The organism is Brevundimonas sp. BH3, assembly GCF_045345115.1.
In the GTDB taxonomy this organism is placed as follows: Bacteria; Pseudomonadota; Alphaproteobacteria; order Caulobacterales; family Caulobacteraceae; genus Brevundimonas.
In genome coordinates this window covers 1,034,016-1,048,545 of record NZ_CP150796.1, presented here as the reverse complement: position 1 = coordinate 1,048,545, position 14,530 = coordinate 1,034,016, and the positions used below count along the sequence as shown (strand labels likewise).

At 59.3% G+C, this 14,530-nt stretch carries 11 protein-coding genes and 2 tRNA genes; 5 read left to right on the top strand and 8 right to left on the bottom strand.

All coding sequences use genetic code 11. From position 1 onward, the window contains the following. Positions 1-162: 162 nt before the first annotated feature. Both cydD and WEU32_RS04885 read left to right on the top strand, forming a co-directional pair. Complete coding sequence (gene cydD, locus WEU32_RS04890) at positions 163-1,836, top strand: thiol reductant ABC exporter subunit CydD (protein ID WP_406853086.1); 1,674 nt, start codon at positions 163-165, stop codon at positions 1,834-1,836. Then, positions 1,833-3,488, top strand: coding sequence for an amino acid ABC transporter ATP-binding/permease protein (locus WEU32_RS04885; RefSeq protein WP_406853085.1), 1,656 nt, complete (start codon positions 1,833-1,835; stop codon positions 3,486-3,488). Before cydD ends, WEU32_RS04885 begins: the two co-directional genes overlap by 4 nt. A 254-nt stretch (positions 3,489-3,742) precedes the next feature. Here WEU32_RS04885 and WEU32_RS04880 read toward each other — a convergent pair whose 3' ends face one another. The 4 genes from WEU32_RS04880 to WEU32_RS04865 form a co-directional block, all read right to left on the bottom strand. After that, positions 3,743-5,059 (bottom strand): hemolysin family protein, encoded by a 1,317-nt coding sequence (locus WEU32_RS04880; RefSeq protein ID WP_406853084.1) that lies wholly within the window; start codon positions 5,057-5,059, stop codon positions 3,743-3,745. Positions 5,060-5,257: 198 nt separating this feature from the next. After that, complete coding sequence (gene tuf / locus WEU32_RS04875; protein WP_312813874.1) at positions 5,258-6,448, bottom strand: elongation factor Tu; 1,191 nt, start codon at positions 6,446-6,448, stop codon at positions 5,258-5,260. 60 nt (positions 6,449-6,508) lie between these two features. Next, positions 6,509-6,582: transfer RNA gene (locus WEU32_RS04870), tRNA-Gly, on the bottom strand. 97 nt (positions 6,583-6,679) lie between these two features. Next, positions 6,680-6,763: transfer RNA gene (locus tag WEU32_RS04865), tRNA-Tyr, on the bottom strand. 180 nt (positions 6,764-6,943) lie between these two features. On the opposite strand from WEU32_RS04865, the gene rlmB reads away from it, so the two are divergent. The 3 genes from rlmB to WEU32_RS04850 all read left to right on the top strand — a co-directional run bounded on the left by rlmB (position 6,944) and on the right by WEU32_RS04850 (position 9,013). Then, positions 6,944-7,786 carry a 23S rRNA (guanosine(2251)-2'-O)-methyltransferase RlmB gene (gene rlmB / locus WEU32_RS04860; protein WP_312137671.1) on the top strand — a complete coding sequence of 281 codons (843 nt, stop codon included), beginning with the start codon at positions 6,944-6,946 and terminating at the stop codon, positions 7,784-7,786. A 73-nt stretch (positions 7,787-7,859) separates the two neighbouring features. Beyond that, entirely contained in the window at positions 7,860-8,687 is an 828-nt protein-coding gene (locus tag WEU32_RS04855; protein ID WP_406853083.1) for a TerC family protein, read from the top strand. Next, entirely contained in the window at positions 8,684-9,013 is a 330-nt protein-coding gene (locus WEU32_RS04850; RefSeq protein WP_406853082.1) for a rhodanese-like domain-containing protein, read from the top strand. The genes WEU32_RS04855 and WEU32_RS04850 overlap by 4 nt, the downstream gene beginning before the upstream one ends. A gap of 68 nt (positions 9,014-9,081) precedes the next feature. Here the strand turns inward: WEU32_RS04850 and metG are convergent, their stop codons facing one another. From metG to recN, 4 genes are all read right to left on the bottom strand, one after another. Next, the gene (metG, locus tag WEU32_RS04845) at positions 9,082-10,788 is read right to left on the bottom strand and encodes a methionine--tRNA ligase (RefSeq protein WP_406853081.1); all 1,707 of its coding nucleotides are present in this window, start codon (positions 10,786-10,788) and stop codon (positions 9,082-9,084) included. Between the two features lie 55 nt (positions 10,789-10,843). Next, entirely contained in the window at positions 10,844-12,199 is a 1,356-nt protein-coding gene (locus WEU32_RS04840; protein WP_406853080.1) for an MATE family efflux transporter, read from the bottom strand. A 95-nt stretch (positions 12,200-12,294) separates the two neighbouring features. Then, positions 12,295-12,693 (bottom strand): DUF1489 domain-containing protein, encoded by a 399-nt coding sequence (locus WEU32_RS04835; RefSeq protein WP_312137664.1) that lies wholly within the window; start codon positions 12,691-12,693, stop codon positions 12,295-12,297. A gap of 44 nt (positions 12,694-12,737) precedes the next feature. After that, entirely contained in the window at positions 12,738-14,435 is a 1,698-nt protein-coding gene (gene recN, locus WEU32_RS04830; protein ID WP_406853079.1) for a DNA repair protein RecN, read from the bottom strand. Between the last annotated feature and the right edge of the window lie 95 nt (positions 14,436-14,530).

Sequence of the window (14,530 nt, the reverse complement as noted above, 5' to 3'; positions counted from 1 at the left end):
TCACAAGAAATCTATGGCCTTGATCCTGATCAAAGCCTACGCACTGATCCGTCACTAAGTTGTCTCTGGCCCATTGGACGTTCGGTCCTTGGACATTACGCCTAGCAAATCTGTCGTTTGCAACTTTGGCAAGTCCGTCAGGCGCATTAAAGAACGGGCATCATGACGGCCACAGATGTAAATCCTTCCTCCCCTGCCTCGAAAAAAGCCAGTCGCGCGGCAGCAGACTGGCTATCGACGGCGACAGCCCCCTGGAAAAGACGTGCGGCACTATCGGCTGCGCTGGTGATTGCCGATGTCGTACCTGCAATCGGTTTTGCGGCGGGTCTGAGTCTGTCACTGGGCGCGCTTGTGCCTGCACTTACCGATTCCAGCGCAGCGGCGGTGCTGAAAGCCGTCGCGCCCGGCGCAGCCTTGGCCGTGGCAAGCCTTCTTTTAAGGGGCGTTCTTGGACAGGCCGCAACCATCAGTGCCTCGCATCTGAGCCAGAGCATCAAATCCGCAATCCGCCAACGCCTGATGCCCGGTGTCTTCAGCGGACAACTCTCGGATTCCGAAGCCATGACCGCCGCCGTTGAAGGGGTCGATGCGCTGGACGGTTTCATCACCCGCTTTCGCCCGATCCGTACCGCAGCCGTAGTGTCGCCACTGGTGCTGATTGCAGCCGCTGCTATCGTCAGCCCGTTCGCAGCAGGAATATTGATCTTTACCCTCCTGCCCTTTGTCATCGGCATGGCACTCACCGGCATGGCAGCAGCGGCAGAAAGCCGCCGCCAGTTTGTGGCGATGGAGCGTCTGTCAGGTCTGTTCCTCGACCGTATCCGCGCCTTGCCAGCCATCCTCGCCTTTCAGTCCGAGGCCCAGCAAAGCCGCCAGATTGCCCGCGCCTCCGACGAGTTGGCCCGTCGCACCTCCAGCGTTCTCAAGGTTGCCTTCCTGTCCTCGGCCATACTCGAGTTTTTCTCGGCCCTCGCGGTGGCGCTGGTGGCCGTCTATTGCGGCTTCAACCTTTTGCGCCTTTTGCCATTTCCGGCACCGGACATGCTGACATTGGGCCAAGCCTTCTTCCTGCTGGCGCTGGCTCCCGAAGTCTATCAACCGATGCGCCGCCTCGCCGCGGCCTATCACGACCGACAGGCCGCCGATTCCGCCGTACCGCACCTCAAAGCTCTGGAACAGGCTGTTCCCACCGCCATAAGTCGCAGTCTCGAACTTCATCATGCTCCGGCTCTGACATTCGACAAGGTCACGATTGCCTATGGTGACGCGGCACCGGCCGTTCGTGATTTCAGCCTGACTGTCCCCAGCGGTCGCATCATCGCCCTGGTCGGTGCCAGCGGCTCGGGCAAGTCCAGTCTGATCCATCTTCTTTTGGGCCTATCGCCCCTGACATCGGGCCGAATTCTTGTCGATGGCCAGCCCTTGCTTTGTGACGATGACCTGTCAGCCTCCATTGCCTATGCAGGTCAGGCTCCGATGGTGATCCCGGGCACGCTAGAAGACAATATCCGCATCGCCCTGCCCCAGGCCTCGCACCGACAGATCATGGAAGCTGCCGTCAAGGCCGGTCTTCGCGGCGATCTCAACCGTGTTATCGACGAGCGCGGTGGCGGCCTGTCCGGCGGAGAACGCCGCCGTCTGGGTCTTGCCCGCGCCTTTCTGAAACCGGCCCCGATCCTGCTTCTGGACGAGCCGACCGCCCATCTCGACGCTCGATCCGAGAACGATCTGCTTGCCGTGATCCAACAGGCTGCCAAAGACCGTACGACTGTGATTGCCACCCATTCCGCCGCCGTCGCAGCCCTTGCCGATACTGTGGTGGAGTTATCGTTATGAAGTCCGGTATCCACCAGCTTGTTGCCGCTCAGGAAAAAGCCCAGATCGGCCGCCTGATCGCCGCCAGTGTCTGCGCCATGATTGTCTCAGCCGCCGCCGTTGTGCTGCTAGGCCTTTCGGCATGGTTCCTGACAGCATCGGCCATTGCCGGCCTTGCCGGTTCGGTCGTGGCGATGACCTTCAACTATATGATCCCCAGCGCCATGATCCGCTTGCTGGCGGTACTGCGCACCGCTGGCCGTTATGGCGAGCGTGTCATCGGCCATGATGCCGCCCTGCATGCTCTGGCCAAGCTGCGCCCCCAACTGTTCGACAATATCGCCCGCGCCAATCCAGCCGTCAGCCTGAGCCTGTCTTCTGGCGAAACCTCGTCGCGCCTGCTTCAGGATGTGGATGCCATCCAGAATCGCTTTGTGCGCCTGTCCGCGCCCTGGGGAGCCGCAGCCGCCCTTATCGCCGGTATCGTGTTATGCGCCTTTGCCAGCCCTGTAACGGCCCTGTCGGTCGGGGTCATCGGCGGCCTCTATATTCTGGTGGCCATAACACTGGCCAAAATCGCCACCGAGAAAGCCGGTCGCGACACGCGCATTTCCGCAGGTCGCTTCAAGCACGAACTGACCACCCTGATGGCTGCCGCGCCAGAGCTTCGTGCCTATGGCATGACCCAGAAGGCAAGCACCCAGATACTCGCCACATCCGACCTCTACGAAAGCGCGCAGCGCCGCCTTTCTGTCGGTAGCGGGTGGCAGGGCCTATGCCAGACGCTTGCCATGGCAGTTGCAGTTGTGGCCGTGTTTGTAACCACAGCCAACCAGTCCGCCCCGCTTATGGCCTTGGCCCTTCTGGGCAGTGTTGCGGTGCTGGATGCCGCCGCGACCTTGATTGGCACGCTCTCGCACAAGGGGTCTATTGATGCGGCCATGGAACGGCTTGATCCGTTGGTTTGCTCACCCGCCCCCGTCATCAACGAGCCGCTACAATCGCGCATAACCATCGGCGAACACTATGTATTGCGGACACGCGGACGACTGGGGCTGAGTGGTCCTTCCGGTTCGGGAAAGACCACGTTTATCGAGCAATTGATGCACCTGCGTCCGGTCGCAGCAGGCACTATACGTCTCGACGAATACGACCTGAGCGAAGTCAGCCCACAACAGGCACGCAGCCTGTTCTCATATGCCCCGCAACAGGCCCAGTTCATTACCGGTACAGTGGCACAGAACCTGCGTCTCGCAGCGCCGAAAGCCAGTGATGAAGAACTGTGGTCCGCACTCGAAGATGCCTGCCTCGCCTCGCGTATTCTGAAGTCTCCGCAGGGACTGGACATGCCTCTGGGCGAAAATGCGCGCTACCTTTCCGGTGGCGAACGCCGACGTCTGGGGCTGGCGCGCGCCTATCTGCGTCATGCCCCCTTCCTTGTTCTGGACGAACCCACTGAAGGACTGGATGCCGTCACCGAGACCTGCATTATCGAACGCTTGGACAAACGTCTCAAACTTACCGGACAAGGATTGATCCTTATCAGCCACCGTCCGGCCCCCCTCAAAGTCTGTCATGACATTGGCATAGTTAAGGGGCGCGACAGTTATGGGCGCGTCGAAATCGCGGTGTCGGCCAATACAGAAAACCATTTATCTATCTGCGTTGTTTGATCTATCGCAACGCCAGAGACCGACACCTTTCATAGATTGCGGACAAAGGAGATTTCCCCATGCCCTCAATCGCTGCCATGACCGTTTACTCTATAGCTGGAGGTTTTATCACCTTCATGCTGGTACTGGGTTTCGTATCCGTTTGGAGCAATCTTCCTGTACGGAAATAAAATACTCCGGCACGTATAAAAAAAAAGGCCCGCCAGTGATCTGGCGGGCCTTTTTCTTCATGGGGAAAACTGGACTGTAAAGTCCTAGTTTTCGTCTTGCACCGGTGCCTTATTCAAGATCGTACGGAACAACAGCTTGTCGATACGACGGTCATCCATATCTATGACCTCGACCTCAAACCGACCCAGTTGCAAAATCTCGCCCTCGTCAGGCAGGCGCGACAGATGGTGCAGCACCAGACCTGCAACAGTGTGGAAACCATCATGTTCTCCGAACTCTTCGCCCAGAGCCTCGGCCAGCTCGTTCAGATCGGTCTGGCCATCCACTGACCAGCTACCGTCCTCGCGTAAGCGGATACCGGTATCGACCTCGTCGTGACCTTCGTTGAAGTCACCCGCGATCATTTCCAACAGGTCCGTGGCCGTTACCACGCCATCGAAATTGCCATACTCGTCCACGACAAAGGCCATGTGAACACGAGAGGTTTTGAGAATTTCGAGCGCTTTCAGGATCGAGGTGGACTGCGGAATAAAGGCCGGCTCGTTGATCAGACCCTCAATGTCGATCACACCCTTGTCCAGCAAGGTATCCAGTACGTCCTTTTTGTGAACCACGCCCAGAGGGCTGTCGATATCGCTCTCGCGGGCGACAACGATGCGAGAATACGGACATTCGCGAATGTCTTTACGCAGTGTCGCCTCGTCATCGCTCAGAGAAATCCAGTAGACCTCGTGACGCGGCGTCATGGCCACACGGATCGGACGATCGCCCAGGGTCAGGATCTCTTCGATCATCTCCTGCTCTTCGGGCTCGATCAGACCGGCCGAAGTACCTTCGGCGATCATGCTCTCGACTTCTTCCTGCGTGACGTCCGAACCATCGCGGTCCTTGATGCCCAACAGTTTCAGAATAGCCGAGGTCGAGGCCGTCAGCAGCAACACAAAAGGCTTCATCACAATGGCCAGTGACGAAATTGGTCCCGCCATTTTCGAAGCAACCGCTTCGGGGAAGATCAGCGCAATACGCTTGGGAACCAGCTCCCCAACGATCAGCGAAATATAGGTGATGAAAACAACCACCACGCCGGTGGCGATAATTTGGGAATAAGGCGCGAGTGCCGGAATACTTGTCTCCAGCATCTTGTCCAGTTCACCGGCAATGCTGGCCTGACCATAGGCACCGGCCAGAATACCAATCAGTGTAATCCCGACCTGAACCGCTGACAGAAACTGGGTAGGTTCTTCAGCCAGTTTTAACGCTGCCCGCGCTCCGCGGTCACCGCGCTCGGCCCGTGCATGTAGTTTGGATTTTCTGGACGAAACGACCGCAAGCTCGGTCATAGCGAAAATGCCGTTCAGAACCACAAGAAGCAGCACAACGACGATAGCGATGGTCAACATCGAAAAGGGTAGAGCCCAAAACGCGGCGCAACATTCGGCGTCCGCGTTGCTATCTTAAGGCTCAAATACGGCCAACGCCAGTGTGCTGCTTGCACGGACAGGGGCATAAATTGCGACAAAATAACAAAACGGCCCTCCGGATTGCTCCGGAGGGCCGTCTGTTAGGCTTAACCCGTTGGGGTCAGATCAAAGCGTTGCTTAGGCAACGATCTTCGAAACGACGCCAGCGCCGACGGTGCGGCCGCCTTCACGGATAGCGAAGCGCAGCTTCTCTTCCATGGCGATCGGGGTGATCAGCTCGACGTCCAGCTCGGCGTTGTCGCCCGGCATGATCATTTCCACGCCTTCCTTGAGGTGAACGATGCCGGTCACGTCGGTGGTGCGGAAGTAGAACTGCGGACGGTAGTTGGTGAAGAACGGGGTATGACGGCCGCCCTCTTCCTTGGTGAGGATGTAGGCCTCAGCAACGAACTTGGTGTGCGGGGTGATCGAACCCGGCTTGCACAGCACTTGGCCGCGCTCGACGTCTTCACGCTTGGTGCCGCGCAGCAGAACGCCGACGTTGTCACCAGCTTGACCTTGGTCCAGCAGCTTGCGGAACATTTCGACGCCCGTGCAGGTCGTCTTCTGAACCGGACGGATGCCGACGATTTCGACTTCTTCACCGACCTTGACGATGCCGCGCTCGACGCGACCGGTCACAACCGTACCACGACCCGAGATCGAGAACACGTCTTCAACCGGCATCAGGAAGGCTTGGTCGATCGGACGTTCCGGCTGCGGGATGTAGTCGTCAACAGCTTGCATCAGTTCCAGAACGCGGTCTGCACCGATGTGGGCGTCGCGGTCTTCAACGGCGGCCAGAGCCGAACCCTTGATCACCGGAATGTCGTCACCCGGGAAGTTGTACGACGACAGAAGTTCACGAACTTCCATTTCGACGAGCTCGAGCAGCTCTTCGTCGTCGACCATGTCAACCTTGTTCAGGAACACGACCAGAGCCGGAACGCCAACCTGACGCGACAGCAGGATGTGCTCGCGGGTTTGCGGCATCGGGCCGTCAGCGGCCGAGCAAACCAGGATAGCGCCGTCCATCTGGGCAGCACCGGTGATCATGTTCTTCACGTAGTCGGCGTGACCCGGGCAGTCCACGTGGGCGTAGTGACGGTTAGCCGTCTCGTACTCAACGTGCGAGGTGTTGATCGTGATGCCGCGGGCTTTTTCTTCCGGCGCAGCGTCGATGTCCGCATAGGCCTTAGCCGTTGCACCACCGGCCTTCGCCAGCGTGATGGTGATCGCAGCCGTCAGCGTGGTCTTGCCATGGTCAACGTGACCGATGGTGCCGATGTTGCAGTGCGGCTTAGTGCGTTCGAACTTTTCCTTGGCCATGGCCAAACTCCTGTGGCCCGGGTCCAATGCGGAAGGGCGCTGTGCTCAGTTCATAAAACCTGGAGCGGGTAGCGGGAATCGAACCCGCGTATTCAGCTTGGAAGGCTGCTGCACTACCATTGTGCTATACCCGCGCGAAGAATGCGTTGCCCCAACCTGTGGAGGCTGGCGTTTCCGCACCCGATTTTCCGTTGAAGCGTTTAGTCCATTCAATCGGCCATTGCCAGCGCGTGGTGGGGGAAGCAGGACTCGAACCTGCGAAGCTTACGCAGCGGATTTACAGTCCGCCCCCTTTGCCACTCGGGACATTCCCCCAGCGCGCTTAGCAATGTGCCGACTTGGACTTGTTGGATCTGATTTTTCAACCAGATAACAACAAAAGCCTTCGCTGTCGGGCGACGCCTGTATTAGGAGAGCGCCTTCACCGAAAGCCCGTGGCCTCGTCGGAGGCCGTCTTATAGTGTCCCCTTTTTCAGAACGCAACGACCGAAAACCGTGAAAAAACAATCTTTCCAAAGACGCGACGAAAAGGGTGCCTCGCGGGGTAATTCCTCGCACAATCAAGCACCTAAATTCCAGTCTGAGGGTAGAAAATCGCCCAAACAGGCCATCAACGCCGACAATTTTCTTTGGGGCCGCCACCCTGTCCTCGCCGCTTTGGCCAATCCGGCACGCCGAGGAACCGGTCGACTCATCGTTACAGCCGACCGCGCTGAAGAAATTGAGTCGCAGAATCTGGCCCATGGGCACAGAATCGAAGTCGTTGATTCCCATGAATTGAATCGAATTCTACCCGCCGGCGCCGTCCATCAGGGATTCGTTTTCAAATGTCAGCCGCTTGAAGGTGTCGCCCTCGAAGATCTGGCCGAACCCGCCCAAGGGATTCTGGTCATGCTGGACCAGCTCACGGACCCGCAGAATGTCGGGGCAATCTTCCGTTCGGCCCTCGCCTTTGGCGCGCGCGGGATAATTGTGCAGGATCGCCACGCCCCTGCACTCGCCGGTCCACTGGCCAAGGCCTCGGTCGGTGCCACCGAGCGTTTGCCGCATGCGCGTGTAACCAATCTTTCCCGTGCACTTGAAAAGCTGAACGATATGGGATGGCGCGCTATCGCCATGGATGGTTCTGCGGCACTGACGCTGGAACAGGCGCTGGATGAACGCCCTACTGTTATCGTCATGGGGTCCGAAGGTGACGGCGTGCGACGTCTGGTGACCGAGCACTGTGAAGCCATCGCCAAAATCCCGATGCCGGGCGGTTTTGAATCGCTGAACGTTTCCAATGCCGCCGCGATTGCACTTTATGAAGCTTCTCGCGCCCAAAAGCTCACAAGCTGACCGCTAAGCTATGATTTCGCTGGTCTTCCTGCGGCAACTTGGCGCAGGGGCCAGCGAGGTCTAGGTTGTCCCGATGGACTTCCTTTCCTCTCCCGAATTTATGAGTCAGCTGGTCGCCCTCGGGCAGGTCATGCTGATGGACCTTGTGCTGGCTGGCGATAATGCGGTCGCAGTAGGTCTGGCCGCTGCCGCCCTTCCACAAGAACAACGCAGAAAAGCGATTCTGATTGGCCTCGGCTTTGCGGTGGTGCTGCGTATTGGCTTTGCCCTGATTACCATTCAGCTTTTGGCCATTATCGGCCTGCTCATGGCAGGCGGTTTCCTGCTCTTGTGGGTGTGCTGGAAGATGTGGCGCGAACTACGCGAACAATCGACACACGATCAGGCCGAGGCCCAGCATGAACTGGAACTGGCCCAGAGCATCGAACATGGCACCGGCCCTTCACCCGAAGCCCTCGGTCTGAAGCGCAAAACCTTTGGGGCCGCGCTCACCCAGATCATCATCGCCGATGTCGCCATGTCACTGGATAATGTGCTGGCCGTTGCCGGTGCGGCACATGAACATCCGTGGGTCATGGTGTTCGGCCTTGTCCTGTCGATTGCCCTGATGGGTGTGGCCGCCACCTATATCGCCAAGATTCTGCATCGCTTTAGCTGGATCGGCTATATCGGTCTGGTCGTCGTACTTTATGTGGCCCTGCACATGATCTGGGACGGTGCCCGTCAAGTGATCGTCCGTACCGGCAATACCGAGACGTTCAATATGCGCGTACCGGACTTCATGGACATCGGCCCTGCAGAAGTGGCAAAACACAGTCGACATGCTGCAGATGCCCCGCCGTCAGTAATCGTACCGGCAACGGCTGCGGCGACCGATCCTAAACTGGAGTCTGCCCCATGAGTGTTTCAGCCATTACCGTCCAAGACGCCAAGGCCCTGCTGGATGCTGGCGATGCCATTATGGTCGATGTCCGCGAACAGGATGAATGGAATAATGCCCGTATCCCCGGCACTCTCTTCGCCCCGCTCAGCCAGATGCCGCAAGCATGGGACACGTTGGACCTGCCACAAGACAAGACCGTGATCGTCCAATGCAAGTCGGGTGGTCGCAGCGGACGCGTTTGTGAATTCGTAGGCCCCACAACCAAGGATGGCCAACCTGTCCTCAACCTGACGGGCGGCATCATGGCCTGGACAGAAGCCGGATACCCCGTCATTCAAGGATGATCTCTACAAACAAAAGCCCCCGCAGAGCATCCTCTGCGGGGGCTTTTTTATTGGGCTGTATCGCCCGATCAGTTTTCGGCACCGCCGAAGCGTTCGGACCATTCGGCGACCATGGTGTCGTCGATCTTGTTGAACAGCACGCCTTGCGCCTCGACCTTTTGGCCAATGGGCAGGACATTGAGAAAATCCTCATCGGCCTTAGGCCATGACAGATCTGTCGACCCAACCGATTCAGCAATCTTGGGAGCCGAAGCCGTCAGGATCGGTGCAGCCAAACGGGCAAACAAAGCCACAAGGTTCAGCCCTGTACGAACCCCGACCGCAGACTGATCGCGATCAGTCTTTAGTGCCGTCCACGGCGCAGCGAACTGCAGATATTCGTTACCCAGTGCCCAAGCACCACGCACGGCGGCAGCGGCCTTACGGAATTCCATGGCCTCGAAATGTTCGGTCGCCTCGGCGATGACCGTACGCAGATCGGCTTCCAGCTTGGCCTCAACCTCACCGGCTACGCCGCCCTCTGGTACGACGCCGTCAAACTTGGATTCCGTGAACTTGACGATGCGATTGACGAAATTGCCCAGAACGTCGGCCAAGTCCTTATTGATCGCGCTCTGGAACTGTTCCCACGTAAAGGCCGCGTCCGAATGTTCCGGGCCATAGGCCGTCAGGTACCAGCGCCAGTAATCCGCCGGCAGCAACTCCAGCGCCTGATCCATAAAGACGCCGCGCTTCATCGAGGTCGAAAACTTGCCGCCGTACCAGTTCAGCCAGTTAAAGGCCTTGAGCTGGTCCACGGTCTTCCACGGTTCGCCCGAACCGATGATGGTGGCGGGGAAGCTGACCGTATGGAAGGCCACATTGTCCTTGCCCATGAACTGGACATAGCGGACGTCCTCGGCCCCTTCGTCCAGACGCCACCAGTCTTTCCACGTCTTGCCGTTGGCCTCGGCCCATTCCTGCGTCGCGGCAATATATTCGATCGGCGCGTCAAACCAGACATAGAAGACCTTGCCTTCCATGCCCGGACGCGAACCGCCATCGGGGCCGACCACCGGCACGCCCCATGACAGGTCGCGCGTGATGCCACGGTCGATCAGGCCTTCATCAAGATGTTTGTTGGCAATGGACTTGGCCAGAGGTTGCCAGTCGGTCTTGCTGTTCACCCAGTCGCGAATTTGCGGCTCGATCTTGGTTTGCAGCAGATAGAGGTGGCGCGTATCGCGCACCTCCAGATTACGGCTGCCCGACACCGACGAATAGGGATCGATCAGATCGGTCGGGTCCAGCAAGCGACCACAATTGTCGCACTGGTCGCCGCGCGCCTTCTCGAACTTGCAGTGCGGGCAGGTGCCCTCGACATAGCGGTCCGGCAGGAAGCGGCCATCGTCGATCGAATAGATCATGCGATCTACGCGCTCTTCGATCAGGCCGTTTTCTTCAAGCACCTTGGCAAAATGTTGGGTCAAGAAACGGTTTTGCGGGCCGGACGAACGGCCGAACCAGTCAAAGCTCAGGCCAAAGGCATCGGCAGCCTTCTTCTGGACCTGATGCTGTTCGTCGCAATAGGTCTGAACGTCTTGTCCGGCAGCCGCAGCAGCCAGCTCGGCCGGCGTGCCGTGTTCGTCCGTGGCGCAGATGTAGAGGACATCATGGCCTTCGGCGCGCTTGAAACGCGCCCACACATCGGCGGGCAACATCGACCCGGCCAGATTCCCAAGGTGCTTGATGCCATTGATGTAGGGCAGCGCCGAGGTGATGAGGATACGGGTCATAATGTTCCACTAGGTTAGAGTAATGCTGGGGATATAGAGGGGCTTTGCCCCTTCGTCACCCTGCCGCTTGATGCGAAGTGCGAGCCGCACGTTTGCAGACGCGGTGAAAACGCAGTCCCAACAGCAGCCCCGAGATCAGGCTGGCCACAATCACTGCCCAAACCAGACCGTTGACCCCCAAAGTAGGTGCCAACAGGAAACCGAGCGGGATCATCACCACTCCATAGGACACAAAGTGCATAACGGTGGGCATCAACACATCGCCTGCCGCACGATTAGCCTGAGCCGCCACCACCTGTATGGCATCCGCTACAAAGAACAGGGTCGCCAGAGCCAGAGCCGGTGCTGCAATCGCCAGCACAGCGGCGTCATTGCTATACGCACCTGTAATCAGATGTGCGGTCGGCCAGATCACCAGCCCCACAACCGTGGCCAATGCGGCCACCACCGCCATACCGATCCAGCCCGCCCGTTTGACGCCTTCGTGGTCACCTGCCCCATAGGCATTGCCGACCAGAACCGCCGTGGCCGAAGACAGCCCCATCGGCAACATGAAGACGATCGCCGAGGTGTTGATGACAATGGCCCAGCCTGCCGTCTCGTTGGCACCCAACAAACCTGCGGCAATCATCATGGCGGCAAAAGCGCCCACCTCGATAAAGTTGGAGGCACCCGCCCCCAGACCGATTTTGACCTGCTCGCTTTCGGTTTCCCGATCACGCTTGGGCTTTACGAACAGGCCCCATGATCTGGCTTCCGGCAGGCGCAGGATATAAACGATCAGGAAGATGGCCAGCGCCATACGCGCGCCGAATGTCGCCCATGCCGACGCCGCCGCACCATGCAGTCCCAGACCCAGCATATCGGGCACCAGCACAACATTCAGCGCAATATTGACGATATTGGCGGCCCACATCGCCCACATGCCCGGCTTGGGCTTACCCAATCCCTCGAGAAAGAACTGTGCCGCCACCGAAATCAGATAGGCGGGCATAGACAGTGCAAAAATCGTCAGAGGCAGCGCAGCGCCTTCGCCCAGACCGTCTTGAAAACCCAGACGCGGCAACAGGAATGGCCCAATCAGCGCCAGCAGCACCATCGACGCCACACCGATCTGTAGCGAGTAGACCAGTCCGCGACGCAGGACAGCACCCACTTCTTCATGACGCCCCTCGCCACGCATACGCGCCGTCATCACCTGTACGCCCATCATCAGGCCAACAGCCGTGGTCAGAATCACCGAGGATGGCGCCCAGGCCAGAGAGTGAAAAGCCAGTTCGCGCGACGAATGGTGGCCCACCACAATCGCGTCGGTCAGGCCCATGGTCATGATACCAATGCGCGCCAGCACCACTGGCCATGCAAGGGCCATCAAATCTTTCAGGGTTGTGCGGTGGGCTGGGCTGAACAAGGTGGGCGTCCGAAGAAAACAAGAAAAAGGCGCAAGGCCTTACGGCCCAGCGGGAATAACAGGCGTTAGAGACACAAAGACGAACCTATGTTCGCCTACCATGCCCCCAGTTCGCGCAACATGGAGGCAAGCTCGGGGGGAGTTTCACCCGTATCGATCACATCCAGATCGGCGGGCGCATCCTTGGGCTCCAGATAGCGCCACCCCTGAAAGGCGCGGCGTACCGTGGGAGACGTGCGGATGACCTGCGGAGCCAGTGTGATTTCACAGCGGCTGTCACGCCCCTCGCCCAAAGTGGTGATGTCCACAATCGGCTGGCGGGCCATGATCGAACCCTTGACCACCCAATAAAGCGATCCGCCGTCTTCCATTTCCGGCGCACGCTTGGGGGTCATGCGTGTATGCACAACCAGGGGCACGCCCTTCGAGGCGCGCTCTTCCAGCCATTCGACGTCTGGCACGCCGACGGCAAGTTTGATCATGTGTAGCGGCATAGGTCGGCAGATAATCTTTGACTGAGGCGGGGTAAAGGCCGCCCTTAGGCTATCAGCCGGTTCGCGGCGGCGCGGGCCTCGTCGGTCACCTCGGCTCCCGACAGCATGCGAGCGATTTCCTCAAGACGGTGGACCTCGTCCAGCGGCTCGACCGTTGATGTCGTCATGCCGTCCTTGTCGGCCTTGCGGATTTTCCAGTGGGTATGGCCGCATGCCGCAACCTGCGGGCTGTGGGTCACCACCAGCACCTGAGCGCCATGCGCCAGCCGTTTCAAACGCCCGCCTACAGCCTCGGCCACAGCACCGCCGACCCCCTGATCGACCTCGTCAAAGATCATCACCGGCTGAATCATGTCCTCGCGGCTGGCCAGAGCGGCCTTCATCGCCAGTGCAAAACGGGCCAGTTCCCCACCCGAAGCCACACTGTCCAGCGGACCAAATGCCGTACCCGTATTGGTGGAAACCTGGAAGCGGATCGTCTCGCGGCCTTCCGGTCCGCGACGGCCCTCGACCGGTTCCATAGCCACGCGGAAACGCGCCCGCTCCAGCTTCAGCGGCCCCAACTCGGCCATGACCGCCTCGGTCAAGCGCTCGGCAGCCCCCTGCCGCGCCACGGTCAGAACCTCTGCGGCCGCATCATAGTCTTGCGCCGCCACCGCCGCCTCACGGCGGGCATTGGTCAGGGCCTCTTCGCTATTCTCGATAAGGCGAAGTTGCTCACGGAGTCGCACCCGCAAGGATGGCAGGGCATCTACCGTTGTGTGCAGCTTGCGGGCTGTGGCCCTCAGGGCAAACAGACGCTCTTCGGTCTTGTCCAATGCTCCCGGCTCGAAATCAAAGGCATCGGCAGCAGCATCCACTGCCGCAATCGCTTCCATGGCCTCGACCATGGTGCGGTCAATGGCTTCGACTGCATCGGACAGGCTTTTGATGACCGGATGATCGCCTTCGATACCCGCCTGCCCTGCGCGGGTACGGGCATGTTCCACAGCACGCAGCGCCGCACTCAGCTTCTGCGACAGCTTGTCTCCACCCAGTTGCGTGCGGGCATCGGCCAGATCGGCCAGCGCCTTTTCGGCAGCCCCCAACACGGCGCGATCGCCCGCCAGCTCGGTTTCCTCGTTCTCGCGCGGATCGAGCGCATCCAGTTCGGCAAGATTTTGCGAGATTTCTTCGGCACGACTGGCCGCATCGACGGCCTCGGCCTGAAGTTCCGCCAGACGGTTCAAAGCGTCTTTTAGTTTCCGCGCCGTATCGGCCACCGCCGACAACTGGGGTTGCAAACCGCCATAGGCATCCAGCGAAGCGCGATGGGTCTTCCAGTCCAGAAGGCCGACCGTCTCGTGCTGGCCGTGCACCTCGACCAAACGCGATCCAATGTCGCGTAGGGCCGTCACACCCACCGGCTGATCGTTGATATAGGCTTTGGAGCGGCCATCCGCCGACAGGATACGGCGCAGGATCAACTCGTCGCCAGCGCGCAGCTCGAACCCTTTTTCTTCAATGGCCGCCAGCAATTCGGCATCATCGGGGACCGAGAATACCGCCGTCGCCACAGCCTGTTTTGCGCCGTGCCGCACCAGCCCTGCATCGCCCCGCGCACCCAGCGCCAGGCCCAGAGCATCCAGTATAATAGATTTACCCGCGCCGGTTTCGCCGGTCAGAACGGTCAGTCCGTTCTCGACTTCCAGGTCGAGCGTATCGACGAGGACCACATCACGGATCGAAAGAGTGGTGAGCATGGATCGGTTTGATTCGCGTTATTCCAGACCACTCTAGCGAAAACAGAACAAGAACACAGAGGCTTTTACACCTCTGCATTCCATAAATTCCGTCA

What these genes read in the sequence shown, in the direction of transcription:
- cydD (WP_406853086.1), top strand. Translation starts at nt 163, where the DNA reads ATGACGGCCACAGATGTAAATCCTTCCTCCCCTGCCTCGAAAAAAGCC.
- WEU32_RS04885 (WP_406853085.1), top strand. Translation starts at nt 1,833, where the DNA reads ATGAAGTCCGGTATCCACCAGCTTGTTGCCGCTCAGGAAAAAGCCCAG.
- WEU32_RS04880 (WP_406853084.1), bottom strand. Translation starts at nt 5,059, where the DNA reads ATGTTGACCATCGCTATCGTCGTTGTGCTGCTTCTTGTGGTTCTGAAC.
- tuf (WP_312813874.1), bottom strand. Translation starts at nt 6,448, where the DNA reads ATGGCCAAGGAAAAGTTCGAACGCACTAAGCCGCACTGCAACATCGGC.
- WEU32_RS04855 (WP_406853083.1), top strand. Translation starts at nt 7,860, where the DNA reads ATGGACTTCCTTTCCTCTCCCGAATTTATGAGTCAGCTGGTCGCCCTC.
- WEU32_RS04850 (WP_406853082.1), top strand. Translation starts at nt 8,684, where the DNA reads ATGAGTGTTTCAGCCATTACCGTCCAAGACGCCAAGGCCCTGCTGGAT.
- metG (WP_406853081.1), bottom strand. Translation starts at nt 10,788, where the DNA reads ATGACCCGTATCCTCATCACCTCGGCGCTGCCCTACATCAATGGCATC.
- WEU32_RS04835 (WP_312137664.1), bottom strand. Translation starts at nt 12,693, where the DNA reads ATGCCGCTACACATGATCAAACTTGCCGTCGGCGTGCCAGACGTCGAA.
- recN (WP_406853079.1), bottom strand. Translation starts at nt 14,435, where the DNA reads ATGCTCACCACTCTTTCGATCCGTGATGTGGTCCTCGTCGATACGCTC.